Origin of the sequence: Bacillus sp. FSL W8-0848 (assembly GCF_038007805.1) — a bacterium.
Taxonomy (GTDB): Bacteria; Bacillota; Bacilli; order Bacillales; family Bacillaceae; genus Bacillus; species Bacillus glycinifermentans.
The window spans coordinates 3314233-3339530 of the sequence record NZ_JBBOYB010000001.1 but is presented as its reverse complement, the minus strand read 5'-3'; the positions used below and the strand labels follow the sequence as shown (position 1 = coordinate 3339530).

The 25298-nt window shown below is 47.6% G+C and carries 32 protein-coding genes, 1 tRNA gene and 1 pseudogene; 29 read left to right on the top strand and 5 right to left on the bottom strand.

Translation table 11 applies throughout. The annotated features are described in order from the left end of the window. The first annotated feature begins 22 nt into the window (after positions 1-22). From NSQ39_RS17730 to NSQ39_RS17705, 6 genes are all read left to right on the top strand, one after another. Positions 23-280, top strand: coding sequence for an HPr family phosphocarrier protein (locus tag NSQ39_RS17730; protein WP_046131828.1), 258 nt, complete (start codon positions 23-25; stop codon positions 278-280). Positions 281-331: 51 nt separating this feature from the next. Next, the gene (locus NSQ39_RS17725) at positions 332-1090 is read left to right on the top strand and encodes an arylamine N-acetyltransferase (protein ID WP_175075780.1); all 759 of its coding nucleotides are present in this window, start codon (positions 332-334) and stop codon (positions 1088-1090) included. 163 nt (positions 1091-1253) lie between these two features. Beyond that, the gene (locus NSQ39_RS17720) at positions 1254-1958 is read left to right on the top strand and encodes a response regulator transcription factor (protein ID WP_175075779.1); all 705 of its coding nucleotides are present in this window, start codon (positions 1254-1256) and stop codon (positions 1956-1958) included. Position 1959: 1 nt separating this feature from the next. Further along, the gene (locus NSQ39_RS17715) at positions 1960-3030 is read left to right on the top strand and encodes a sensor histidine kinase (RefSeq protein ID WP_046131831.1); all 1071 of its coding nucleotides are present in this window, start codon (positions 1960-1962) and stop codon (positions 3028-3030) included. Between the two features lie 85 nt (positions 3031-3115). Next, positions 3116-3895, top strand: coding sequence for an ABC transporter ATP-binding protein (locus NSQ39_RS17710; RefSeq protein WP_046131832.1), 780 nt, complete (start codon positions 3116-3118; stop codon positions 3893-3895). Next, entirely contained in the window at positions 3870-5798 is a 1929-nt protein-coding gene (locus tag NSQ39_RS17705) for an ABC transporter permease (protein ID WP_046131833.1), read from the top strand. Before NSQ39_RS17710 ends, NSQ39_RS17705 begins: the two co-directional genes overlap by 26 nt. A 26-nt stretch (positions 5799-5824) precedes the next feature. Here NSQ39_RS17705 and NSQ39_RS17700 read toward each other — a convergent pair whose 3' ends face one another. Next, positions 5825-6520 carry an ArsR/SmtB family transcription factor gene (locus NSQ39_RS17700; RefSeq protein ID WP_175075778.1) on the bottom strand — a complete coding sequence of 232 codons (696 nt, stop codon included), beginning with the start codon at positions 6518-6520 and terminating at the stop codon, positions 5825-5827. Between the two features lie 120 nt (positions 6521-6640). Here NSQ39_RS17700 and NSQ39_RS17695 point away from each other — a divergent pair, with 120 nt between their 5' ends. Next, the gene (locus NSQ39_RS17695; protein ID WP_175075777.1) at positions 6641-7192 is read left to right on the top strand and encodes a flavin reductase family protein; all 552 of its coding nucleotides are present in this window, start codon (positions 6641-6643) and stop codon (positions 7190-7192) included. Here the strand turns inward: NSQ39_RS17695 and NSQ39_RS17690 are convergent. Continuing rightward, entirely contained in the window at positions 7189-8172 is a 984-nt protein-coding gene (locus tag NSQ39_RS17690; protein WP_046131836.1) for a 2-hydroxyacid dehydrogenase, read from the bottom strand. The genes NSQ39_RS17695 and NSQ39_RS17690 overlap by 4 nt on opposite strands. A gap of 391 nt (positions 8173-8563) precedes the next feature. On the opposite strand from NSQ39_RS17690, the pseudogene NSQ39_RS17685 reads away from it, so the two are divergent. Further along, a pseudogene (locus NSQ39_RS17685) lies at positions 8564-9150 on the top strand (beta-class carbonic anhydrase). A gap of 24 nt (positions 9151-9174) precedes the next feature. After that, positions 9175-10794: a SulP family inorganic anion transporter gene (locus NSQ39_RS17680; protein ID WP_175075776.1), complete on the top strand. Its 1620-nt coding sequence runs from the start codon at positions 9175-9177 to the stop codon at positions 10792-10794. 38 nt (positions 10795-10832) lie between these two features. Here NSQ39_RS17680 and NSQ39_RS17675 read toward each other — a convergent pair whose 3' ends face one another. Beyond that, positions 10833-11810, bottom strand: a complete 978-nt coding sequence (locus NSQ39_RS17675; RefSeq protein ID WP_046131837.1) for an HD domain-containing protein — start codon at positions 11808-11810, stop codon at positions 10833-10835. After that, positions 11807-12130: a MazG nucleotide pyrophosphohydrolase domain-containing protein gene (locus NSQ39_RS17670; RefSeq protein WP_046131838.1), complete on the bottom strand. Its 324-nt coding sequence runs from the start codon at positions 12128-12130 to the stop codon at positions 11807-11809. Before NSQ39_RS17670 ends, NSQ39_RS17675 begins: the two co-directional genes overlap by 4 nt. Before the next feature lie 112 nt (positions 12131-12242). Here NSQ39_RS17670 and NSQ39_RS17665 point away from each other — a divergent pair, with 112 nt between their 5' ends. Both NSQ39_RS17665 and NSQ39_RS17660 read left to right on the top strand, forming a co-directional pair. Further along, positions 12243-12818: an LOG family protein gene (locus NSQ39_RS17665; protein WP_046131839.1), complete on the top strand. Its 576-nt coding sequence runs from the start codon at positions 12243-12245 to the stop codon at positions 12816-12818. 28 nt (positions 12819-12846) lie between these two features. Next, positions 12847-13446, top strand: a complete 600-nt coding sequence (locus NSQ39_RS17660) for a DJ-1/PfpI family protein (protein ID WP_341016318.1) — start codon at positions 12847-12849, stop codon at positions 13444-13446. 57 nt (positions 13447-13503) lie between these two features. Here the strand turns inward: NSQ39_RS17660 and clpP are convergent, their stop codons facing one another. Beyond that, on the bottom strand, positions 13504-14085 hold the full coding sequence (gene clpP, locus NSQ39_RS17655) for an ATP-dependent Clp endopeptidase proteolytic subunit ClpP (RefSeq protein ID WP_046131841.1): 582 nt from the start codon (positions 14083-14085) through the stop codon (positions 13504-13506). 249 nt (positions 14086-14334) lie between these two features. On the opposite strand from clpP, the gene NSQ39_RS17650 reads away from it, so the two are divergent. From NSQ39_RS17650 to NSQ39_RS17565, 18 genes are all read left to right on the top strand, one after another. Then, a tRNA-Arg gene (locus tag NSQ39_RS17650) sits at positions 14335-14410 on the top strand. Positions 14411-14598: 188 nt separating this feature from the next. Continuing rightward, positions 14599-15585, top strand: a complete 987-nt coding sequence (locus tag NSQ39_RS17645) for a tyrosine-type recombinase/integrase (RefSeq protein ID WP_175075775.1) — start codon at positions 14599-14601, stop codon at positions 15583-15585. Positions 15586-15813: 228 nt separating this feature from the next. Further along, positions 15814-16662, top strand: a complete 849-nt coding sequence (locus NSQ39_RS17640) for a hypothetical protein (protein WP_341016314.1) — start codon at positions 15814-15816, stop codon at positions 16660-16662. 13 nt (positions 16663-16675) lie between these two features. Beyond that, positions 16676-17167 (top strand): hypothetical protein, encoded by a 492-nt coding sequence (locus NSQ39_RS17635; protein WP_046132612.1) that lies wholly within the window; start codon positions 16676-16678, stop codon positions 17165-17167. Continuing rightward, positions 17164-17598: a helix-turn-helix domain-containing protein gene (locus NSQ39_RS17630; protein WP_046132611.1), complete on the top strand. Its 435-nt coding sequence runs from the start codon at positions 17164-17166 to the stop codon at positions 17596-17598. The genes NSQ39_RS17635 and NSQ39_RS17630 overlap by 4 nt, the downstream gene beginning before the upstream one ends. A 217-nt stretch (positions 17599-17815) precedes the next feature. Then, entirely contained in the window at positions 17816-18004 is a 189-nt protein-coding gene (locus tag NSQ39_RS17625; protein ID WP_046132610.1) for a hypothetical protein, read from the top strand. Continuing rightward, positions 18004-18333, top strand: coding sequence for a hypothetical protein (locus NSQ39_RS17620; protein ID WP_046132609.1), 330 nt, complete (start codon positions 18004-18006; stop codon positions 18331-18333). Before NSQ39_RS17625 ends, NSQ39_RS17620 begins: the two co-directional genes overlap by 1 nt. A gap of 29 nt (positions 18334-18362) precedes the next feature. Further along, entirely contained in the window at positions 18363-18506 is a 144-nt protein-coding gene (locus NSQ39_RS17615) for a hypothetical protein (protein WP_164918142.1), read from the top strand. A gap of 23 nt (positions 18507-18529) precedes the next feature. Continuing rightward, positions 18530-18913: a hypothetical protein gene (locus tag NSQ39_RS17610; protein WP_046132608.1), complete on the top strand. Its 384-nt coding sequence runs from the start codon at positions 18530-18532 to the stop codon at positions 18911-18913. 13 nt (positions 18914-18926) lie between these two features. Continuing rightward, positions 18927-19274: a hypothetical protein gene (locus tag NSQ39_RS17605; RefSeq protein WP_046132607.1), complete on the top strand. Its 348-nt coding sequence runs from the start codon at positions 18927-18929 to the stop codon at positions 19272-19274. Positions 19275-19457: 183 nt separating this feature from the next. Further along, the gene (locus NSQ39_RS17600; RefSeq protein WP_046132605.1) at positions 19458-19877 is read left to right on the top strand and encodes a hypothetical protein; all 420 of its coding nucleotides are present in this window, start codon (positions 19458-19460) and stop codon (positions 19875-19877) included. After that, positions 19861-20235: a hypothetical protein gene (locus NSQ39_RS17595; protein ID WP_046132604.1), complete on the top strand. Its 375-nt coding sequence runs from the start codon at positions 19861-19863 to the stop codon at positions 20233-20235. The genes NSQ39_RS17600 and NSQ39_RS17595 overlap by 17 nt, the downstream gene beginning before the upstream one ends. Before the next feature lie 16 nt (positions 20236-20251). After that, positions 20252-21280, top strand: coding sequence for a hypothetical protein (locus tag NSQ39_RS17590; protein WP_046132603.1), 1029 nt, complete (start codon positions 20252-20254; stop codon positions 21278-21280). Then, positions 21277-21480: a hypothetical protein gene (locus NSQ39_RS17585; RefSeq protein WP_046132602.1), complete on the top strand. Its 204-nt coding sequence runs from the start codon at positions 21277-21279 to the stop codon at positions 21478-21480. The genes NSQ39_RS17590 and NSQ39_RS17585 overlap by 4 nt, the downstream gene beginning before the upstream one ends. An 18-nt stretch (positions 21481-21498) precedes the next feature. Continuing rightward, positions 21499-22266 (top strand): ATP-binding protein, encoded by a 768-nt coding sequence (locus NSQ39_RS17580; RefSeq protein WP_046132601.1) that lies wholly within the window; start codon positions 21499-21501, stop codon positions 22264-22266. A gap of 208 nt (positions 22267-22474) precedes the next feature. Beyond that, complete coding sequence (locus NSQ39_RS17575; protein ID WP_341016300.1) at positions 22475-22963, top strand: hypothetical protein; 489 nt, start codon at positions 22475-22477, stop codon at positions 22961-22963. Then, a complete protein-coding gene (locus NSQ39_RS17570) occupies positions 22960-23739 on the top strand; it encodes a phage antirepressor (protein ID WP_236689806.1) in 780 nt (259 codons plus the stop codon). The genes NSQ39_RS17575 and NSQ39_RS17570 overlap by 4 nt, the downstream gene beginning before the upstream one ends. 18 nt (positions 23740-23757) lie before the next feature. Then, the gene (locus NSQ39_RS17565; RefSeq protein ID WP_341016296.1) at positions 23758-25104 is read left to right on the top strand and encodes a DnaB-like helicase C-terminal domain-containing protein; all 1347 of its coding nucleotides are present in this window, start codon (positions 23758-23760) and stop codon (positions 25102-25104) included. Positions 25105-25298 lie beyond the last annotated feature (194 nt).

The following is a 25298-nucleotide window of genomic DNA, read 5'->3' as shown; positions in this document are numbered from 1 at the left end:
TGCAGGGAGTGGGGGAGATCGCATGGTTCAACAAAAAGTGGAAGTCCGTTTGAAAACGGGACTGCAGGCGCGTCCTGCAGCATTGTTTGTTCAGGAAGCCAACCGCTTCCAATCAGACATTTTTCTAGAAAAGGGAGATAAGAAAGTGAATGCCAAAAGCATTATGGGACTGATGAGTCTGGCCGTCAGCACCGGATCGGAGGTCACCCTGATCGCCGACGGAACCGATGAGCAAGACGCCCTTAAGGTATTGACTGATTATGTCCAGGAAGAAAGCTAAACTCCCGTCGGGGTTTAGCTTTTTCATTCACAATGGGAAAGGAGATTCGCGATGACTGCTATGCTTGATGCATTATATAAAAGGATTGGATACCCGCCGGGTCAAGGCGTTTCTTTTGCCGATCTGCCGGAGTTTTTGTCTTTGATTGCTTTGCAGTTCCCTTTTGAAAACGGGGCGGTCTTGAATAAAGAACGGATTCCGATGACGAAAGAAAGCCTGACGGACGCCTTGCTGAACAACAAACGCGGAGGTTTGTGCTATGATTTGAACGCCTTTCTTTATTATGTGCTGAAGGAAATCGGCTTTTCCGTTCAGCTTGTTCAGGGAACCGTCTTCCATCCTCAGGAAGGAAAGTGGGCGCTGACAGGAACGCACGTCGCCGTCATCCTTCAGGAAGGAAATGAGACCTATCTTCTGGATACCGGTTTTGGGGCCAATCTTCCGCTGAAACCCGTTCCGTTCACAGGCGAGTCCGTTTCGTCGAAAACAGGCGTTTACCGCATCAGAAAAGCGAAGACGGAAAAAGGAGACTACCTTCTTGAAATGGATAAAGGAGAAGGATGGCAGACGGGCTATGCGTTCACGCTGGAGCCGATCGATGAAGCGGTGCTTGCCGATGTCCGCGATGCGATTTTTGACCATGAAGACTCGCCGTTCAACAAAAATCCGCTTGCGTCCAAGCTGACAAAAGACGGAAAATTAATTTTGTCGAAAGATCATTTAACAAAACACTCAGACGGCGGCATTTCAAAAGAAGCCATTCAACAAGAGGAATTCAGGAAGATTTTTGAAGACGCATTTTTTGACTGAAACATTCCGGAAGCAGACGGGACGCGGGCGCGGCCGTGTTCATTCGATCGGCAAAAGAAACAGCCTATCCAAAGCGCACCGTCTGTTTCTGGCGGCGGCGTGAACACGCAGGGCCCTTCTTTCCCATCTCAGTAAATCATATTTTCCATGAAAGGTGACAAACATGTACAACATATTCATCGCGGAGGATGATGAACAGATCGCTTCCATACTGTGCAATCATTTGCAAAAATACGGCTATCATGTCAGCATGGCTCAAGAATTCGACCGAATAAAACAGGAAGTTATCGAAAAACAGGCCGATTTGGTGCTCTTGGATATTAACCTCCCGTATTTTGACGGGTTTTATTGGTGCCGGCAAATCCGCGCCGTTTCCAATGTGCCGATCATTTTCATTTCAGCCCGGACTGATGAATTGAATCAGGTAATGGCGATTGAGCATGGCGGCGATGATTATATGACAAAGCCGTTTCACCTTGAGGTTGTCCTCGCTAAAATGAAAAGCGTGCTGCGCCGGACATACGGCGAATACTCATCCGCTCTCCATCAGGAGACACAGATGATGGAGCTCGGCGGTTTGTACATATATCCTGATCGGTTTGAAGCGGAATGCGGGAACAAGCGCATCTCTCTTTCCCAAAAGGAATTTCAGCTTTTATCGATCTTTGTGAAGGAGCACGGCCGCATCGTCTCGAGGGACGAGCTGCTCGAAGCGTTGTGGGACGAAATCGAGTTCGTTGATGACAATACGCTGACCGTCAATGTGAACCGGTTAAGAAAAAAACTCAGTGAACTGGGAATTGACGATGCCATCGCAACCGTCCGGGGGCAGGGGTATCGGTTTTCTATGGATCGGAAGGATGAATAGGATGTTCAAGACATATTTACGCGATCGGGCGTGGCTCATTCTGTTTTCGCTGCTGGGCATCGTTTTTGCCGTTGCCGCGGTATGGCTCGGCGCTTTTGAGAACGGCGGTATTTCCGGAGCGAACATCTGCTATGTATTCGTATTGATGACCGCTTTTCTTATCGCGGGGTTAGCCATCGATTACGGCAGGCAGCGATCTTTTCTTCTTCAATTAAAAAAACAGCATCTAGACGTCTCAGAGATGCAGACGGGGGAAGCGCTTAAAGCCTATCATCCGCAAACGGAAGAGCAGCGGATCTGGACTTCGCTGATTGCCAAAATCAATAAATCATACAGGGAAAAGCTTGCCCGCAACTCAAGGCAGCGCCAGCAGCACGTCGATTTTACCAATCAATGGATTCATCATATGAAAACACCCGTCTCCGTCATTTCGCTTCTTATACAGGAGGGGAGAAAACAGTCTGATCCAGCGTCACTCCGCACTGTACTCGGTGATATTGAAGAGGAAAATGAACGGTTTCGCCGCGGATTGGACATGATGCTTCATATGGCGAGGCTTGACCATTTTGCGATTGATGTGAAGCCTGAGAAAATAGACGTCGTCCGCTTGCTGAGGGATATCATCAATGAGGAGAAGCGGCAGTTTATCAAACGGCGCCTCTTTCCGAAATTAGAGACACCGGACGAGAGCGTGATCGTTTACAGCGACAAAAAATGGCTGACAGTCGTCTTTCAGCAGATCATATACAATGCGTTGAAATATTCGCCCCAGCAAAAGGGGGAAGAGATTATATTTGCAGTTGAACAAACGGGCGATCAGACGTCCGTTTCTGTTATAGACCGGGGGATCGGAATCCCGGCGCACGATCTTCCGCGCATTTTCGCTCCTTTTTTTACCGGGGAAAACGGGCGGACGCAAAAAGAAGCGACGGGAATGGGGCTCTATTTGTCAAAAGAGATTTGCGGCCATTTGGGACATGAGCTTAGCGCTCTTTCAAAGCCCGGAGAGGGAACGGCCGTGACGGTTTCCTTTACGAGCAGCACCCTTCACGGCAATGTGACAGAATTGTAAGGTTGGCCGCCCGGTTTGCAAGGTAATTCGATGGGAGTTGTTTTCGCTCCTTTTTATAATAAAAGAAAAAAAGGAGAAGGAAACAATGAACATATTGGAAACAAGGCATTTATCAAAAACGTATTTTTCGCAGAAAGGCGGCTTTTCGCATCAGGCGCTGGACGATTTTAATATATCGGTTGAGAAAGGTGAATTCGTAGGGGTGATGGGACCTTCCGGGAGCGGAAAAACGACGCTTCTCAACCTTCTGGCGACGATTGACGAGCCGACAAACGGCGATTTGATTATTAACGGTACAAATCCGGGCAAGCTGAAAGACCATAAGCTCGCTTTATTCCGCAGGCGCGAGCTCGGCTTCATTTTTCAAGACTTTAACCTCCTTGAAACATTGACGATCAGGGAAAATATTCTTTTGCCGCTTGCGTTGGATAAGGTGCGCTTAAAGGAAATGGAACAAAAACTGATGGATCTGGCGGGAACGCTGCAGATCGACCACATTCTCAATCACCGCACATACGAGGTATCCGGAGGACAGCAGCAAAGGGCGGCCTGCGCCAGAGCGATGATTCATGAGCCTGCTCTCATGTTGGCGGATGAACCGACGGGCAACCTTGATTCAAAGTCTGCCAAGCAAGTGATGGATTCATTGACGAAATTGAACCGCGAAAAACAAGCGACGATTTTAATGGTGACCCACGACCCGACCGCCGCAAGCTTTTGCGAACGGATCGTCTTTATTAAAGACGGCAGATTTTTCTCGGAAATCCGCAAAGGGACAAACCGGCAGGATTTTTATCAGAGCATTCTTGATACGTTAAGCGTCCTGGGAGGTGATTTTCATGAACATGAGAACCATCGCCCGTAAGAACGTTCAAGGCAATCTTCAGCGTTATTTGGCTTATTTTTTAAGCTGTGTGTTTACCGTTTCCGTGTTTTTTATTTTTTCTTCGTTTATTTATCATCCCGATGTAACGGAGGATAACATTTACGGAGGACAAACTGTAAAGGTTTGCCTTTATGCTGCTGAAGTGGTTATTATCGTATTTTCCGTCTTTTTTATCATGTATTCGAATTCCGCATTTTTGCAGGCGAGAAAAAAGGAATTTGGTTTATTAAGTTTGTTCGGTACATCAAAGCTTCAATTGCGCAAAATGATTTATTACGAACAGACGATCATTTCTTTCGTTTCGATCGCAGCCGGGATCGGCATCGGGCTTTTATTTTCAAAGCTGTTTTTCATGGCGATGACGGCCTTGATGGATGTAAAGGCTCCGATTTCGTTTATGGTCGTTCCGAAGGCTTTGATTATCACGGCAGCCGGCTTCGGCATCCTCTTTCAGACGCTGACGATTCTGTCATTAACGCGGATTCGCAAGCTTCAAATCATCGACTTGTTAAAAGCGAAACAGCAGCCGAAAGGAATGCCCGCTTATTCCAAATGGCTCACCGTCCTTTCGGTGCTTTGCCTCACCGGCTGTTATACAATCGCGGCAACGGCCGGGTTGGTTGACATGGTCTTTCGGGTGTTTCCGATTTTGATCCTTGTCCTGATCGGGACATATTTCTTTTTTACGCAAAGCAGCGTGGCGATTTTTCGCAGCTTGTATAAGCATAAAACAAGCTTTTACAGCGGAACGAACATCATTACCCGCTCCAATATCATGTTTCGCCTGAAAGATTATGCGCGGATGCTGTTTTTGACGTCGATCATTACAGCCGTGATTTTAACGGCGACAGGTGTTATCTACATGTTCTACGCCGATCTGAAAAATCAGGGGGAAACCGGCTTTTCGCAGGCCGTGGCATGGGTTGAGCAAGACGCTTCGGCATACCATGTCATCAAACCGGAAATGGTGGAAGACACTCTTAAAGATGCGGGCGCCTCTGTTCAGTATCGAATCGAGGTGACGGGGATTCCTGTCACATTCAACACGAAACAGCGGAAAAATGAAGGCGTGATGATTTCTGAAAAAGACTATGATAAGGCTGCCGAAAAAAAGCATCTCCCGCCGGCACAATTGAAAAAGGGAGAGGCGTTTATCAATCTTCCGTTCCACTATGGGAATACGGGATATTTTGAAACAGGGAAACCCGTGAAGATCAAAACGGCAGCCGGGAAGAGCCTCGTGTTAAAAATGGAAAAAGAGCGGGATAAAGGAATTCTTTTCAATATGGGAAGAGCGAGTAAATTAATTGTCGTCGACCAGGAAGCGTATGAGAAAGCAGCTGAAGCGGTGCCCCTTAACAAACAGATGAGAATCATAGGCTATGAGCTTAACGATTGGGAACATCAAGTCAAAGCATCTGAAAAGCTTGAGCAAATGGTGCCGAAGGAGCAAAAAGATTCGTTTCAGGTCAGGGCGCCGGGCTATCAAGTGATGAAGCAGGCGACGGCGCTTACGCTGTTTATCGGGCTGTTTATCAGCATCGTGTTTTTCGTGGTCCAAGGGAGCATGATGTATTTGCGGCTTTTCACCGAAATCGAAGATACGCGGATTCAAGTGTTTGCGCTGCGGAGAATCGGCGTAACGAAAAAGGAAATCCGGGCAATTCTCGGAAAGCAAATGGGATTTCTCTTTTTCATTCCGTTTGTCGCAGGCTCCATCCACGCTGCGTTTGCGTATAAGGCTCTAAGCAATATGCTCAAGTCCAATCTGTTTTTCAGCGCCGTGACGGTCATAGGCATCTATTTTCTCTTTCAGGCGGCGTATTACATCATCACTCGAAAAGTCTATGAACGGGCCGTTATGAAGAATATGAATATATAAAAAAAGTGAACTGATTCAATATTGAATCAGTTCTTTTTTATAGAAATATGGAACACGCGTTCAAACTCTTTTTCTCCTTTAGGCGTGATGGAAACGGCTCTTGAGAGCGGACGGCGCTCGATCCAGCCCATGCGGATAAAGGCGTCGAGCAGCGCGGAGCCTAAAGCGCCGGCCAAGTGGTAGCGCCTTTCGCTCCAGTCAAGGCATCTATGGCAAAAAGAGCGGCGCTTTCTTTTGACCTCCCGTACATCGATGCCAAGTTCCTTGAAGCATGATTCGCCCTTTTCAGTGACGGTAAAAGCTTCTTCATTTTCTTTTAAAAAGTCCATGCTGACGAGCTGTTCGGCAAGTTTCACGCCAAGCGTTCCGGCCAGATGGTCGTAGCATGTCCGGGCTTTTCTGATCGCCCGGTCCTCTGCTGATTGGCGGAAGGACCTGATTTCCCCCGGCGGCGCCGCCAGAAGAAGAGTTTCCAGTATCCGGGCGGTTTCCGAATGTTTAAGCCGGTAGTAGCGGTGCCGTCCCTGCTTTTGGCTGACCACCATATCCGCGTCAGCCAGCTTGGCAAGGTGGAAGCTGGCGGTTTGCTGTTTAACGCCGGCAAAGCCGGCAAGCTCGGAGGCAGTATAAAAACGGTCATCAAGCAAAGCGGTTAACATCGCAGCGCGCGACGGATCAGTGATAAGCTTGGCTGCCTCTGCAATATTCGGGGTAACGTTCATATCGATCCCTCCAATATGTAATCCATATTTCGATGATAATCGATATATTAATGGATTACAATCAAAACAGATAAGGAGGAAAAAACATGAACAATCGAACCAAGCATATTGTACTATGGGATGCCGGTAATTTTGCTCAGTACGCAAAACGAAGACGGCTCTGTGAATCTCAGCCCGCTTTCGTCTTCATGGGCGCTCGGGGACTGTGTGGTCATCGGAGTATCAACGGAAGGTAAAGCGTTTGAAAATATCGAAAGACAGAATCAGTGCGTGATCAATGTGCCTGACCCGTCATTATGGAGAAACGTAGAGGAACTGGCGGCCTTTACAGGGAAAGATCCAGTGCCCGAAGCGAAAAAACGGCTCGGCTACACATATTGCAAAGAAAAGTTCGCAGCCAGCGGTTTGACGCCGGCTCCATCTCAATTCGTCAAACCGGACAGAGTTGCCGATTGCCCGATTCAAATCGAAGCCGAGGTCAAAACGGTCCGCATTCCCGAACATACGCCGTTCTTTGCCGTGGTTGAAACTAAGGCTGTGCGCGTGCATGTTCATGAGAACATCATCAAAGGGACAAACCACATCGATCCTGAAAAGTGGAGTCCCCTGATTTATAATTTCCGGCACTATTTCGGATTGGGGATGGAGCTCGGCAAAACGTTCCGAGCCTAGCGCCCGTCCTCCTTTAATTCCTTCACGACATCGCGCGGCTGTTTGCCTTCTAGGCCGTCAATCAGGTTTTTGACGGCGCTTTTCAGCATGTTGACATGGGTAATGCGGGTTGATGATCCGATGTGGGGCACGAGCGTCGCATTTGGAAGGCTTAAGAGCGGATTGTCCGATTCAATCGGCTCTTTCTCAAATACATCTAGTCCGGCGCCTTTAATCCATCCATCTTTCAGCGCTTTGATCAGCGCCTTTTCGTCAACGGTCTGACCGCGGGAAATATTAATGAAAACAGCGGACTGTTTCATTTGCTTAAACTCGCGTTCCCCTATGAGATGGAACGTGTCTTTTGTCAGCGGTGTAATCAGGACGATGAAGTCTGACCGCTGTAACAGTTCGTTGAAATCGGTGTATACCGCTCCGGTTTTTTTCTCGGCTTCCGGTTTGCGGCTTCGGCTGTAATAGAGGACGTCCATGTCAAAGCCAAATGCGGCCCGCTTGGCAACCTTTTCGCCGATCCGCCCCATTCCGATGATTCCGAGTGTCTGGTGATGGACATCTGTGCCAAACAGACTTTCATCATCTTCGGACTTCGTCCATTTTCCCTCGCGCACATAGCGGTCAAGCTCTGCGATCCGGCGCGCTGTAGAAAGGATCAGCCCAAATGCGAGGTCTGCGACCGTATCATCAAGGACGTGCGGCGTATGCGTGCCGATCACAGATTTTTCTTTCATGGCTTCGATATCAAAATTATCGTACCCTACGGAGTTATTGCTGACGATTTTCAGTTTCGGCGCGCTGCATAATAATTCACGGTCGATTTTTGTTCCAGATGTTAAAAGGCCTTCAGCTTCCTTGATGTTCTCAAGCAGCACGCGTCTCGGAATGCGCTCCCTTGACGTCCAGATGTCATATGTGCAGTGTTCGGCAAGCATCTCTTCGACTTCTTTCGGAATCGGCTTTGTAACGTATACAAACGGCTTCATCTGCATCCTCCTTCAAAATATGCTGTACTGTCATTATAGAGGAAAAATCGATACTGCAAAAATCGAAGTTCGCTAAGAAATGCAGGACTATCAGATCATTTATGCGATTTTTCAATCTCGGAGACGATTAATGAAATTTTTTAATTTATTTTAATGCATTTTTTTGACTATAAATTCAGAAGTCCGCTCTGTCAGTCGTTTTTAATTGTGTTTTTATAGGCGGACAAAAGCGTAGATTTTATTATTTTAGAAAGATATAAAATGTGATGTATTAAATTTCAGTACATTTTTAGTGAATTTTCGCAATCGAACCAAAATTCAAAAACCATGTGCTATAAATCATACGTGCAACAAATTCAAGGTCACATGACTATGAAAAGGAGTGAGAGAAATGGCTAACTTATCTTCCATTTTGAAGCACAATCAGTCTTTTGTAGAGGAAAAGAAATACGAGTTTTACGAAACGACGAAATTTCCCGAGAAAAAACTTGTGATTTTGACATTATGGATACCCGATTATTGGAATTGCTCCATCATGCCATGGGTTTGAAAAATGGAGACGCAAAAATCATTAAGAATGCAGGGGCCGTTGTTTCTCATCCTTTTGGCAGCGTGATGCGGAGCATCCTTGTAGCCGTATATGAGCTGCAAGCAGAAGAGGTCTGTATCATCGGGCATCACGAATGCGGCATGGCGAGTCTGAATGCTTCAGCGATCTTTGAAAAAGCCAGACAGCGCGGGGTGAAGGCAGAGTGCCTGGAGCTGCTTGCAAATGCTGGCATCGATTTGGATTCGTGGATGACAGGCTTTGACAGCGTTGAAGACAGTGTCAAGTACAGCGTGAAAATGGTGCGGAATCATCCGCTTATGCCGGAAGACGTTCCGGTACATGGATTGGTTATCGATCCTAAGACAGGCTGTTTGGAAGTTGTAGAAGATGGTCAGAAAAATGTTTCGCTTTCAGGAAATACGGGTTGATCATGAAGGGGAGGATGTCATTACATGCTACGTTTTTCCGGCAGATTTGAAGGTTATAACCTAAAGCGATTTCAAAAAGATATCGTAGCGGGGATGGTCGTAGGGATCGTCGCAATTCCGCTCGGAATGGCGTTTGCCATCGCCTCCGGCGTGAAGCCGGAGCACGGTCTTTACACTGTGATCGTGGCCGGTATATTAATATCGCTGCTCGGCGGCTCCAAATACCAGATCGGCGGGCCAACGGGCGCATTCGTGCCGATTTTATTCGGGATCGTTCTGCAATACGGCTTCGAAAATTTATTAATCGCCGGTTTTATGGCAGGAGCGATATTGGTCATTTTGGGGCTGCTGAAGCTTGGCAAGATCATTAAGTTTATTCCCCGACCGGTGATCATCGGCTTTACCGCCGGAATCGCGGTCATCATTTTTACCGGGGAAATCGCCAAGTTTTTGGGCTTGAGAGATGTTGAAAAGCACGAAAGCTTCTATATGAATATGAGAGAGGTTGTCATCAACTTAGATACGTTCAGCTTTTACAGCATTTTGACGGCCGTCGTATCGCTCTTCTTCGTGCTGTTCACTCCGAAGGTTCTGCCTAAAGTTCCCGGAGCGCTAGCCGGCTTATTGGTATCAACGCTGATGGCGGCGACGCTTTTTCCCGAACAAGTAGTGACAATCGGCTCTGCTTACGGGGAAATACCGCGCAATTTGCCGAGCTTCCAATTCCCCGAGCTATCGCTGGAAAAGATCATATATTTGCTGCCGCCGGCTTTGGCGATAGCAATGCTGGGGGGAATCGAATCGCTGCTGTCAGCGATGGTCGCCGATAACATGAAAGGGACAAGGCATGACAGCAACAAAGAGCTGGTCGGACAGGGAATCGCCAACATGGCTGCGCCGCTTTTCGGCGGCATACCGGCGACCGGAGCGATCGCCCGCACGGCGACAAACATCAGGACAGGCGCTGCTTCGCCGGTATCAGGCGTGGTCCACGGCGTATTCGTTCTGCTCGTGCTGCTGTTGTTTGCTCCGTATGCATCCCTTATCCCGCTTGCAAGCATGGCGCCGATTTTGATGGTAGTCGCCTGGAATATGAGCGAACGAAAAGAGTTTGCCAACATTTTGGGGCTCAAAAATTCTGATTCTGTCGTCCTCGTTGTTACGTTTCTGTTAACGGTGTGGCAGGATCTCGTTTTCGGGGTAGCCGGCGGCATTTTATTGGCGATCGTCACCTTTATCGCAAGGATGAGCCAATCGTTCCGCATTAAAAAAGATGCAGCCGAGTCACTCGTTCCGGCTGCGGCTTCTGCAGAGGAGAAAACGTTTCATCGGTCAGTCAGCATCTACACGGTTGAAGGCCCGCTGTTTTTCGGTTCTTCCAATTCCTTGGAGGATTCGATCTTAAATAAAAAGCATATGCCAAAACTGTTGATCCTGCTGATGAATAAAGTCGACTATATGGACTCATCTGCCGAAGGAAGCCTGATGACGATCGTCAACCGTGTGCACCAGCAACACGGGAAGGTCATGATCGTCGGACTCCAGCCACAGCCGCGGGAGCTTCTTCATAAAACGGGGCTGTTTCATAAAATCGGCAAGCAGCACTTTGTCGATCGCCCTGAGCAAATCTTTGACATCACATAGTAAAAACGAAGCCGCCTGTTCTGTGAACAGGCGGTTTTTCACAGGCTCACTTTCACATAAGCCCCTTTTTCCATTGCATCGGCAGCGGTTTCCGTCATCTGGCGCACATTCTCGGAAAGGGTGGAGGCGGGTGTTTTTCTGCCGTCTTGGATCACTTTCGGATCGATCAGCCTCTTTTTCAATGTTTGATGAAAGGTGAAATCGTTTGGTCCGCCTTGTTTGACGCGCTGTTTCGCCGTGCTCAGCTTTTTCAGTTCGCCTTTGAGGCCGGGGCTTTCATTTAAGACCGCAATCAGTTCATCATCTGTTTTGAGAATATCGTCTTTCGTGATCAAGCGCATCTCGAGCGCCTGCTTCAGCACTTTGCTCACCAATTTCAGTCCGTACAAATTTAACGGGTGCATAAAAAAATCGACGACTTCCCGATAATAAAGGCGCGTAAACCATTCGGCAGCGCTGGTGGAAGTGCAGCATATTTCCCCTTCAAAAACGATCAGTCCGGTTTCGATAAACTCCGCAATTTCGTCCTTCTTCGCAAAGCCGTAGGCAAGGGAGTCGCGCAGCGTATAATCGATGCGGTCTGCACACAAGGAGGGAGCGGGCTGTTCCAGAAGCGTCCATTTGCTGTCGTCGTATAGTAACTTCTCGTGGCTGAATCCGTATGTATGTAGAATATCCGGTATGTCGGAATGTCTGACCCATCCGGAAAAGATCTGTTCGTGGTAATCTTCATTTTCCATTTGAAATACATCATCAATCACATGGGAAAATGCCGTATGTGACACATCATGGAGCAAACCGGCTATTTGTTCCTCAAGGCTTCCGCCAAGCTTTCGGATCAGCAGCATGACACCGAGGCTGTGTTCGTAGCGGGTGACATTCCACCCGGGATGTACGAGAAAGCTCGCCCCGCCTTGATGGATTCCTTTAAGCCGCTGAACGCCTCCTGAGCGGATGAGCTCGTCCAGCACGGGCTCTACATCGGCTTCTCCGTACAGGCGGTCATTGATCTTCACGATGTTTCACCTTTAAACCGCTCTGTCAGCTTTTTCCGGTGTGCTGCCATCATGTCTTCAAGGGATATGTCATACATTCCTGCAAGCATAATCAGATTCCCCATCACATCACCCATCTCCTCGACGAGTTCCCGCTTTAATTCGCCGGCGGAGCGCTTCGTCTCATCGGGACGGTCCCTGCCGATTTCATAGGCTCTGACGGCTCTTGCCAGCTCGCCCGCCTCCTCCATTAAAAAACCGATTCTAATAAAAGGGCCGTACTCGCTCCAGCCTCTTTTTTGATAAAACTCTTTCGTCCATTGTTCTGCTTCTGTTATCATGACGATACACTCCCATTATAAAAAAATTCATTTATATTATCGCACACGGAACAAACAATATATAGTACAATGTTAGTTGTTTTAATCAATATCTTGAGTTGGAGTGAGCTGAATGAAAACGGTATGCGTCTATTCGGGGTCAAATATGGGTGAAAACCCGGAATACAAGAAAAAAGCAGCAGAGCTCGGGGCTTACATAGCCGAGAAAGGACTCCGTCTCGTATACGGCGGTTCAAGGATGGGATTGATGGGTGTGATCGCCGATACCGTGCTGGAAAACGGCGGTGAAGTGACCGGCGTCATGCCGAAGGGCCTTTTTCAAGGCGAGGTCGTCCATCAGCGTTTAACAGAGCTGGTGGAAGTCGGCGGAATGCATGAACGCAAAGCGAAAATGATGGAACTCTCTGACGGGTTTATCGCCATGCCCGGCGGATTCGGCACTTTTGAAGAATTATTTGAAGTGCTTTGCTGGGCGCAAATCGGCATACACCAAAAACCGATCGGGCTTTATAACATCAGCGGGTACTTTGAGCCGCTGCTCGAAATGCTGAAGCACAGCGTTCAAGAAGGCTTTTCAAACGAGTCGCACCTGAAGCTGATCTATGCATCATCAAACCATGAGCAATTGATCGACCAGATGAACGAATATCGTTATCCGGTGTTAGAGAAAAAGTGGAAAGAATTATAGAATACATAAGGCAAAGGGGGACGGGGATATGAAAAAGAAGCGGAATGTCGGTTTGCTGCTGTTTGATGAGGTGGAAGTGCTCGATTTCGCCGGACCGTTTGAAGTTTTTTCAGTAACTGCGGGCAGCGGAGAAGAGCGCTCGTTTGAGGTCAAAACGATCTCGGAAACAGGAGAAGCGGTGACGGCAAGAAACGGATTGACGGTCGTGCCTGATTTCTCAATCGGGAATGCCCCGCATTTTGACATATTGATCGTTCCCGGCGGCCCCGGCGCGCGAAACCGTGAAGTTTACAATGAACGGCTCACCGGCTGGATCAAAAAAGAAGCCGGACATACAGAGCTTTTGCTGTCCGTATGTACGGGAGCGCTCCTTCTGGCAAAAACCGGTTTATTAAACGGAAAAAGCGCGACTACGCATTGGGCGAGCTATGACAGGCTCGAGCAGGAGTTTCCGGAAGTGAACGTGGTTCGGGGCGTGAAATTCGTTGATGAAGGAAATATCGTCACCTCAGGGGGGATTTCCGCCGGAATCAATATGTCTTTCCATATCATCAAACGGCTGCTTGGGGAAGAAACGGCACGGCAAACGGCAAAGCGGATGGAGTATGACAGCCCGTTCGGAACATAAAAAAGAGCCTCCGGGGAAACCCCGGGAGCTCTTTTTGCCCTATACTTCAGCGCGTCGTTACCTGCGCGTCAGGATTTTATCGATTAAGCCGTATTCTTTTGCTTCTTCAGCCGATTTAAAGTTGTCGCGGTCAGTGTCGCGCTCAATGATTTCAAGCGGCTGTCCAGTGCGTTCCGCAAGAATTTTGTTCAGCTTGTCGCGCAATGAAAGAATGCGTTTTGCGGCAATTTCGATTTCAGTCGCCTGACCTTGAGCTCCGCCGAGCGGCTGGTGAATCATCACTTCACTGTTTGGAAGGGCATAGCGTTTCCCTTTCTCACCTGCAGCAAGAAGGAACGCACCCATGGATGCCGCCATTCCCGTACAAATCGTGGAGACTTGCGGCTTAATAAGCTGCATCGTATCATAGATCGCCATACCGGCCGTAATGGAGCCGCCCGGGCTGTTAATGTAGATGCTGATATCTTTTTCAGGATCTTCCGCTTCAAGGAACAAAAGCTGTGATACAATGGAGTTCGCAACATTGTCATCGATTGCCGACCCTAGCATAATGATGCGGTCTTTCAGCAGGCGTGAGTAGATGTCATATGCTCTTTCCCCGCGATTCGTCTGTTCAATGACTGTAGGTATTAAATTCATAATGCTCCTCCTTCACCTTAAAAGGTAAGTATGTAGTTTAATCATACATTTTTGGTCAATAAAGGTCAAACAAAAAGCGTTTCCCCAAACGTTATGATCTGTGTACCATTTTTCCCAAAATGACAAAGATTCAAACGGCATGCGGAAATCTAAATTTCTTCAGTACGTTTTGCATGATAAGAAAAAAGGTTGAAATTTGAAAGAAGATCGAGTATAATAATCATTGCTGACGCATAAAGAACATAACGTGCGCTCGTAGCTCAGCTGGATAGAGCGGTGGTTTCCGGTACCACGTCTGCCGGGGGTTCGAATCCCTCCGAGCGCGTCATATACGTTTTAGCCCCGTCATATCAACGTTTTCCGACGGTCCGTTAAAGCGAAAAGTGTAGCGGAAGGACACGATCTGTGAAGAAACGGATTGACGTTTTTAGCGGATTTCGTGTCGCCTATATCGGACTAGTTCGAGTCTTCTACGAATGCCTTGCGGAATAATATTTCGGGAGGCTTTTTTGTATGGCGATAATTAGACGAAAGCAAGGCGTTAGGTACCGGCGCGATGTAAGTCAAACGGAGCTAAGGCCGTCTTATATGACCGTTAAAGACGCTCTAGATGCGGTGGTTTTGGTGTTCACAACGGAGAACTACCGCGATCGAACGATTAATGATTATCGAAGATATTTCGACGAATTTACGGAAGTAACGGGGATTCGTATGTCGGATCCCATAACGTCTGTTAGCGAAGATCATTTTCGTAGTTATATCACGATAATGCTAAAGCAACGTAAGTTATCACCAGTTACGATCAACATTAGGCTTGGCGGCATTAAGTCGATATTTAGCCGAATGGTGGAGCGAGAAATCATAAACGAAAGCCCTGCAAAGAGAATTACGAAACTGCGTGTCGATCAAACGAAAATAAAGAGCCTGACCGATTCGCAAGTAAGACGTTTCTTTAGCGTAATTGACAAGGATACTTATGCTGGTTTCCGGGATTATGTAGCGTTCTATGTATCGTTAAAATGCGGCCTGCGTTCGAATGAGCTGGAAGGTCTTAATCCGGATGATATCGACTTTGAAAATAAGGTACTCATGCTTCCCGGGGCGATTAATAAGAACCGAAAGAATCGAATGGTTCCCATGACGGACAAAGTTGCGGAACTTTTAAAGCAACTTCGCATAGAGACAACCGAATATTTTGGGAACGTAGGAAAAGTATTCGTTAATCAATACGGGGAGGAAGTAGCTAAGGATCATCTAAGAAAGCGGGCAGATAAATACGCTAAGTTAGCAAATTTAAAAAACGAGTGTAGGGCGAGCATCCACAGTCTTCGACACACATTCGCAATCAATTACTTGCGTAACGGGGGCGATATCCGGTCGTTACAAAAAATATTAGGGCACGCAGACTTAGAGTCAACGCAAGTCTACCTTGACTACGTAGATGATGTAATAATCGAACAGTTTAATAAAGCAAGCCAAAACGACAAGCTCGATGTGTAACGAATTAACCTCGTCTTTTTAGACGGGGTTATTTTTTTGTCTAAAACGCCGTCCGATTCAGAAAGTTTATACGCAACTATAAGTGAAGGCAAACAAAAATTTTCGTAATTGATGTCCCAAAATTGAGTGTGTCATACACGTTATAAAAGTGAAGAAGGAAAAAGTTCGAAAATGATGTTGCGAAAATGAAGGTTGGGTACCCGGTATATAAGTGAAGGAGGTATTCGAATGGCAAATGAAGTTAAGACGTTCAGTTATGAGCAGCTAGACGAAAGCACGGCAACATTTCTCCGAGCTAAAGAAAACAAGATGAGGGATATTGTAGGAAACGCATACACAGAGTTGGGACGAGAGTTAAAAGAAGCCCGTGATCATCTATCTGCACACAGGTACGGCTGCTTTGATGAATGGTGCATATCGGTAGGGATTAAAAAAACAGCGGCAAATAGACTAATACAACGATACGACCTAATCGTCTCAAATTGGGACGATAGAAAAGAATTGCTAGAAGACCTCCCCGTCTCATTAACGTACGAAATCGCACGCCCATCCGCAGAGTCAACCGAACCGAAACGCCAAGCTAAACAGGCGGTCCTAAATGGCGAAGTTAAAACGCTAAAGGAGTACCGGGAACTATTGGCGGAGAAGGAGGCGGCAGAGGCAGCGCTTAAGCAAGCGGAGCGGGAAGCGGATATATTGCGTGACAAACTCGAACGAGTCGAAGAAGCCGAACCGGAAATTCGGACGGAATACGTCGAAGTTAAAACGCCCGATCCGGAACTCGTCGCTGAAAACGAACGATATAAAGAATTGTTCGGAGACATTTCGATGTATGAAGGACGGACAACACGCGTGACTAACGGAGACGCGATCACGTATACCGTATACGAGTTTTCCGAAGATGTTCGTAAGTTTGTGGAAAAGTACGGTCATTTGACGCATTTCTCTCGGGAGTTTAGCGAAATGATTGACGAAGGCAAAGAAGAATATAGGAAAGCGATTCATGCGATGCAGACGCTTATGAGATCGATTCAAGGTGCTATGGACGAAAAAGAACCGATCATTATAAACGGATAAAGGAGCGATTTAAATGTTGACAATCAAAAACGTAAAAGACGGCGGAGTAGCTTATATTTTCGGAGCTGAATACGCAGGAGTTGCGAAGGCAATGTTCCCTCGATTTGCGGAAAAATTGTTAGGCGGTGAAGAAAGTGCGGCATTGCCGGCACCTAAGAAACAACGCACGCTGGCCGATGTCAAGAACGCCGTAGATAAACCGCAATCTGATACTCGTCTATGCCGTTCGTCAAAATTGACAGGGAAGGCTCTTCATCGAGAGATTTCACAAGTAATGTTTCGCGCAGAGACTTTATTCGGTCTTAGTAGAAGAAAGGTATGGGGCGAGCTGTACGAAAAGCTTCGTCAAGAAACAGGCGTAGATCCTAAAAACGTCAAAAGAAGCACAACGAAAGGGATACAGGGAGGTCCTTCAAAATTAAGCACATATTTAAAAGACGGTTACGGTCAGCGCTTAGTAGAAATCGCCTATGAAATCTACGACAGATATGAGGCGAGATCATGACAAACGAACATCAACGACTCGTCTCAGTCGAATCACAGTCCGAATATAATCTAACGTCCGGCAAGTCCGAAACACGCATCTTCGTTAAAATGTACGTCGATGCTGTTAAGAAAGGACTAATCGCGGACATCGGAGCCGATCGTTGGCAGACGTTATGCGTCCTCTCGTCGTTCATGAACGAAAAGGGCGAATGTTACCCGACGCAGGATCAGATCGCTAAGGCGCTGAATGTACGGAGAGAGGCCGCAAACAAACGTATTAAGGCTCTTTGTGATTATCGTTGGCAAGGGCGTCCGCTAGTCGTAAAGCAGAAGACGAGAGACCCGAAAACGCAGCGATGGGAAAACACGCGATACACGATCATGCCGATCAGCCAGCTTGCGATTTTTGACGGAAGTTCAGAGGAATTACCGGAGCCACGTGACGAGTAACCACACATGGCTGATCCATATATGGCTAGACAGCACACTAACAAGAACCATCTTTTAACTAGAGCCATTAAGAACTAGATAAATAATAGCGCTCATATACATTCGCGCGGATATTCTTAATAAAAGATATATCGCGATAAATGAATATCTGCAAGAGTGAGCGAAAGCGAACGAATTGCTACGGTTTTATAAATAATTAACGAAGGAGATGACGAAGTTGACGGAAGAACAAACGAATGAATTAAAGTCGTCCATCGAATTTTTACTCGACAATATGGAGCTAGTCGCCCGCCAAGTCGAACTGAACGCGGTGCTGATGCGAAAAGGAAAAGACGCACTTATCCGCGCAGGATTCACCGAAGACCAGGCGCTTGAAATTATCAAAGCGAGAGGAGCGATGTTGTAATGCCGATTGAAATCCCGATTTCCCCCGATTACAAACTCACGTCAGACGAACGCAATATCATCGTCAACGAACGTTATTTCACCGATCCAACGAAAGCGCCGAACTGGCCGAAGCGGCTCGCCGAAAATCCCGACTTAGATCCGTCGCCGATCGCACGTTGGCGAGAGATCGCGTACCTCCCATCGGTTGATCGCGCAATCGAGTTCGTCATGGATCGGCGGATTAAATTATCGGACGCCAAGACGCTGGAAGAGCTCGCACGAATTATACGGGAATTTCGCGGAGAATTAGCGGCTTTGCTGATGATCGAGGGCAATCGTAAGGGCTGACGTTAAAACGACGGAGAGGAGGCGAAAACGTGGCGGATGATACGAGACGAATCTCGGAGCTTACCGTTATAGAACGCGAGAAATTAGCTGGGATTGCGCGGGATAACACTAAGCGAGGTGAAAACGGTCTAACAGTCATCGAAAAAGATGACGAATGGAGAGACGGGGATTAATAAAGCGGAATGGAGGCGTTAAAATGACGGACGAAATCGCAGACCTACGCTGTACCATAGCCGAATTGATTGCGGAAAACGAGCGGTTGAAGGAAGAAAACGAGCGCTGGGCTAGAGAACTCGCGGCTATTCGCGATATGCTGCCGAAAGATTACGGATTCGAGGAAGGCACACTCGAATATGCGGTAGCTTATCCGGAGGGCGTAAGAGACCTCGTAAAGCAAACGATCGAGCGGATGCAGGCGTCGGATAAGTTCAACGAGTACCTGTACGAAGAATCCGACGAATACAACGTTAAACTTATTAAAATGCTCGCGGATTGCTTGCCAGCTTTGGACGAAAGTAAGACGGACTATACGGAATTATCAAAAGAGATCCGGGAGATATACGAGGCATTCTCAGTATAAGGAGGACGAATAGGTGAGCGAAATTAAAAAGCCGGTAATTACGAAGGAGCAGGCGGAGTTATTTGAAAAGTTACGAGAAGTGTATACAGACGAGGAGTTGGTCGCAAGGTATATCGATAATGAGCTGGCTTTATTCGACCTTGGGTTTACGGACTTTTTAGCCGCATTAATCAACGGATATGAAGTCGAGAAGACGCCGGAGGAGAAGGTGCGGGAGTATTACGAAGAGTCGCAAAAACGTCGCAGAGAAAGACGAGATGCGGGGGATATTGAAGGCATGCGATACAATTCCGGGAAGACGGACGGAGTGAGGACTGCGCTTAATATTCTCGGAATCAAAATCGAAGGGGTGAATGCGTAATGAAAATTACGGTAACGTTATCCGAATCCGAGATTATCGCAATACTTAAAGATCATTTCAATCGGCAAGGTTTCAGTGTTTACGACTGGCAAATATACGAAGACCACCGTAAAGAGGTTAATTCTGATCTGCGAATGAGGTCGGAAAGTCTAGCGAATCTCTTACCGAAGGAGGACGAACGGTATGACTTCTAAATTAACGAAAGACCAACTCGAAGCGATCCGCCTAAGATACGAAAGATCATCTGGAGGGTATTGGATGGTTGAAGACGGGTGTTACGTCTGCGATGTGTCCAATACAAGAAAAGTGAACGACGGAGAGGATTATGTAGGTAGTGTAGTTATCGCTGATTGCGTAAAGGGGGAAGATGCAGAATTTATCGCTTTTGCTCACGATGAAGATATTCCTCGGCTTCTAAGTCACATCGAATACTTAGAGGAGCGATTAAAAAAGCTTAGTTTGAAATATAGCGTCGCGAATGATCTATTAAGTGATTTACATGAATACCTAGAAGACACTATTTATTGTTATGATGCTATTTATTACGAGTTAAGTAGCTATTTGAATGCCGAAATGGGTGACGAAAATGCCGACGACAGATAAACCGGTATCCAAATGGAATACGCGCGACTTTCAGGCGTATTTAAAGGCGGAGCATGAGCGGCTGTACGGCGTACCTTACGTTCCGATGCACGGATGGCAGGCCGAAGCGGGAATGCTCGGTCGTTGGGTCGGAACGAAGCGGAAGCCGGGCGAATACGGGCCGGAAGTAACGAAGCGATTCATCGATCTATGCTTTGCGGAATACAGGCCGAACCCGCAGTATCCGGGCATCAGTTTCGGTTGGATGAAAACGTATATGGGACGGAATTTGCAGCGGGCAGTTGCGGAAATCAAGGCCGAAGCAGCAGCGCAACAAAGGCGGGAGCAACAGGCGGAAATCGGTGACGACTTTTATTAAACGGAGGGATTGCGAGATGACTGAAACGAAAAAGTATGTGCGGATTTTGAAGGCGCCAAATAAATCTAGTTGGTATGCGAATAAAATCGGTCAGGTGTTTGAAGTTGATCGCGAAGGATACACATATTTAATACGAAAAGGACCGCACCACCTGACGGCAATTCGAAAAGAAGACGCCGAACTCATCGTCACAGAAAAGCGACCAGCCAAGGTTGGCGATAAAGTTTTAATCCTCGACGATTTCAACGAACCAAGGTACATGCTTCACGATGTTGTTCCGGTTATAGGCGGTGTCGATGAACACGGCGTTGCAGTGCGAAAGTCGGGAGAATGGCCAATATTCTTAAACAATGAACAATACGAAGTCATCGTCAATAACGAAGTTAAAAACGAGGAGGCTGACGAAATGGAACGATATGATACTGCGGTAGAAACTGCGAGAGATGCTATCGAAGAATTACGGCTGGCGGCATATGCAAAAGGGTACGAAGATGCGAGACGAGACTTACTGGCGCAGGCACCGGTTGGAAATGGCGCACAAGAACGCCGGGATGAAATCGTTGAGCAGGCGAAGGCGGATATCGCAAAATTGGCTCCAAACGGGGTGATTAAGCGCCCAATCGGTGAATGTGACGCTGAATTTATAGTCAACCGCAATAAGCGTACCGTTGTCGTATTAATTAAAGGGAGGTATTCCGGCAGAGTCTACGTAAAAGGAATTGCCAAGGCCGCACCGGACGACTGCTTCAACGAGCATATCGGCAAAGCTATCGCTCTTCATCGCGCACTCGGTATCGAAGTACCTGACGAATATCTGAACGCGCCGCAGCCGACTGAGGTTCGTGTGGGGGATGTTGTCGGTAGTTTCGAATTTAATGAGGTCGCGGATTATTACGGAAAAATCGTGGATGTAAGCGAGGATAAGGTTTTTTATGAGGATGGAGGATTCGATTATTTACCTACAGTAACGGAAGGAATTGATGAAGACGGAGAAGACTCGTTCTTAAAAATCATCGACGACAGCCGGATGGAGGTGGGCGAATGAAAATCGGACATTGGACGTTTGGCACACCGGAATACGTAGAGGCTACGAAATTGGCCGAAAGACAGGGACATACGGATGAGTTAATCGATAAAATCGAAGCTTTGACGGAAGAGCTCCATTCTAGCGACTATTACATTGGTTCTTATGAGCAACGAAGAAGGGTCACTTTAATAACGCATTTGCTTGCGGAATTGGTCTAACGAAAGGAGTGAACGCCATTGACTAACGAAAGAAACTGCGTCCTGGCTAACGGATGCAAAGCGGCCGGCACGTCCGCCTGTACTCGCCAATGCCCGCACTTCATCGCACTACACGGCGCATCGGGCAACGGCGGCCGGTCTGCGGCGGCAGGCTTACCGCGTGACTACCGGCTTACCACGCTCGCCAATTCGCCAGCCAGAGCGGGGCAGCCAGCGATATATAAATCGATGGAGAACTACGTCAAGACTTTCGAGCGTCAGTTTGAGCAAACGGAAGGCTATATCGAACCGGCTGACCGTATCAAGTCGTTGTATCTCTACAGCGCGAACTCCGGCACCGGCAAGACGACGACATCGGCGGCGCTCCTTAACGAATGGTTGCGCGTCCATTACAGCGGCTCGTTAAAACGCGGGCAGCAACCATTGCAGCGACCGGCCTATTTCCTCGATGTGAACGAATGGCAGACGGAATTCAACCTCGCAACCATGACGAACGACGAGGATGGCTTGACGGAGTTCAAACGAAAGATGACGCTGGCGATGTCGACTCCCTTTGCGGTGCTGGATGACGTTGGAGTGCGGGATTGTACGCCGGCATTTCGCGGCTATCTTCACGCAATAGTTAACGCAAGAGTAACGGACCAGTTGCCGACGATTTATACGAGTAACATCGCGATCGAACGGCTGCCGGATGTGTTCGGAGAGCAGCGACTGACGGATCGGATTCGAGATCTATGTCGCGTGATCGAGTTCGAAGGAGAATCGAAAAGGGGGCTACGGAGATGAACTTCTTCAGACGAAAGCGAATGCAGTCGCAATGTTTCCATGAGTGGAGAGTGCGGGATTTTTGTATAGAGTACGACTATAGTGGTGTACGTCCTGATCCTATCGAATTCTATGAAATCGGTTGTCAAAAGTGCGGAAAAAGTCGCCACATCGATCAATATCAATTTTCGCGAATGTGTAGTACCGGTATGATCGCGAGGGATTCCGAATGAAAACGGACATTACTTTCGGAGACCTGGTCGCAGTAGACGGATACCCTGACCGTATTTTCTACGTTGATGCGCGGCGTAAAGTCGAAGAGGAGGACGATATTGGTGCCTCCAATTACGTCGAGTTCGATCTGACTGACGCAATCAATGGCGAATGTCTTGTCGCTGATTCGAGTGACTTGCGGTTGGTCTGCCACAAACAGTACGCCGAACGATTCCTTAACGATTTTGATTACGAAAATTATCCGGAGCCGGAGGGAACGGCGTTTCATTTTGCGGAGTTACCAAATGAAGAGCTTGTAACTAAGATTCGCGAAGGAATCGAAAAGGCGTGGGGTGGCATGACGAAAAAGCAATCGAAAGAGAAAACGAAGAAAATCGATGAGTTAAACGATTACAAACGTTTGGAAGAGATGTACGGTGATGCGGAATATAAGGCGAAGCAGGACGAGGTAAAGGCGAAATTAAAGCGGGAGGTCGAGCGATGATGAACGAATTACAAAAAGTATTCAATTATCAAGATCAACAGGTGAGAACGGTCGTTAAGGATGGAGAACCTTGGTTCGTCGCAAAAGATGTCTGCGAGATTTTAGGGATTAAAAATGCCACCCAAGCAGTAGCGAAATTGGATGATGATGAACGGGCTATGTTCAACATAGGTCGTCAAGGTAACACAAATATTGTAAATGAAGCGGGTCTTTACACTTTGATTCTTGGTAGCCGCAAACCAGAAGCCAAACAGTTCAAAAGATGGATCACTCACGAAGTCATCCCGACAATCAGAAAAACGGGAGGCTATGTCGCGAATGACGATCTATTTATTCAAACGTATCTGCCGTTTGCAGACGACCAAACAAAACTTTTATTTAGCGCAACTTTAGAGACTGTACGCAAGCAAAACGAAGTAATTTCCGAAATGAAACCGAAAGCGGAGGAACACGATCGTTTTATCGCCGCGACAAACGTTCAGACGTTGGAGCAGGCAGCCAAATCGCTTGGTGTTGGGCGTAACAAATTAACGTCATTTTTACGGACAATCGGCGTATTTGTTCGGAAAGAAGGCTCGCCGGTTCCTTATCAGCGCTACATCAACGAAGGCTATTTTAAAGTTAAACAATCACCGTCTAGGTATTACGGAGTTAACTTTGTACAGACGTACGTTACTGCGAAGGGCGTTTCTTTCATCGATAGGAAGCTGGAAGAGTACGGAGGAGCGAACACGCTCAACGCAATGAGGATGAAGGAAATCGAACATATAGCGTAAGAAGAGGAGGGATCGCGGATGAACTACGGTGTTTTAATGCTATCGAAGGTGATCGAACAGAACGATCCGAACGCGTTGCTGCGCTTTAATATTGCCGCCGAGGATCTGCCGACGGAAGGCGAACGCAAGGCACTCCGATACATCACGGAGTACGCGGAGAAACACGGAGGCCAGGCGCCGACTGCCGAAATGGTGGCGAATGAGGTGCCGGACTTCCAGCCGGATTTTAATATCGAGGCCAGCTACGATTACCTTGCGGAGAAATTACGGAATCAAGCGGCTTTGCGTGCCTTTTCCGAAGTTGTTAACGGTAAAGGAGACGGCGAATCTGAATTTATGAAACGGTGGGAAAGTGCGCAAGATAATCCGGAAGAATTTTTTACGTGGTTGACGGAGCAGGCCGAAAGGTTTAAAATGAGAACAAACGTTCGTAGTTCGATTGGTACCGATATCAAAAAAGATATCGACAAATTTAAAGCCGAGTATGAAAACCGAAAGGCTGGCGAGTCTTTCCGGATTTGGCGCAGCAAATTCGACTTCATAAACCGTGCTATGGGCGGCTATGTTTCATCGAACGTATACGTCATTTATGGGAAATCCGGCCGGGGAAAATCGGCTATTGCGCTGGAGGAAGCGATTAATTGCGCGATGCAGGGGGCGAACGTATTAATATGGTCGATGGAAATGGGATGGTACGAGGTTCTCGTCAGGCTCTACGTTTCCATTTCAGCGAGCGTTGGCGTCGCAAAGGCTACTCTTGACGGCGTAGATATTGAGGCCGGATTTAATTCGCGAGATGTTCGCCAAGGCAAGCTATCCGAAGAATTCGAAGCCGGATTTATGGAGTTCCTCGATAAGATGAACGAATTGATTCCGGGTAACATCATTGTCCGCGCGGTAGACGATGAGGACTTCGACTCTCGGAAACTGTGCGACCTGAAGGCGGATATCCTCGAAACGAAAGCCGACGTCGTGCTCATCGATCCCTTTTACTATCTCGATTACGAAAAGAACACGTCAAAGACAGCGGGCGGAGACGCGGCCAATACATCGATGAAGCTCCGTCGTCTGGCCGGCCAAACAAAAACGACTGTCTTTGCTTTGACGCAAGCGGAGGAAGGCGATGGTAAAGACGCAGACTCCGAATTAAAGCTGCCGCAGCGTAAAGACGTCAAGAAAACGAAAGCTTTGCTCGAAGATGCTGCGCTACTGATTGCGGTTGATACGAATGCAGAGGAAGGTCGAGGCCTGATCGGACTAAATAAAGGCCGGGATGGTGGCGAAGGAAAGGCCGCTGAGATCATTTATCTTCCGCAGTTTGGCGTCATTAAGCAGCTAGAAGGGGCGGATCAGTTCGATTTCTAGGTCGAAAGGAGTGAGACGGAAGTGCCGACATTGACGTTAAACGGCCGCCCGGTCGACGTCGACATACGTTATGAGCTCGAACAATTCGAATGGACGCGGCCAACCTGGACGGATGAGCGATTGCTGGCCGCCAGCCCTTTCCGTTATGACCGAACGCCGAGCTTTTACGTTTATCTCGAAGACACGGCGACCGC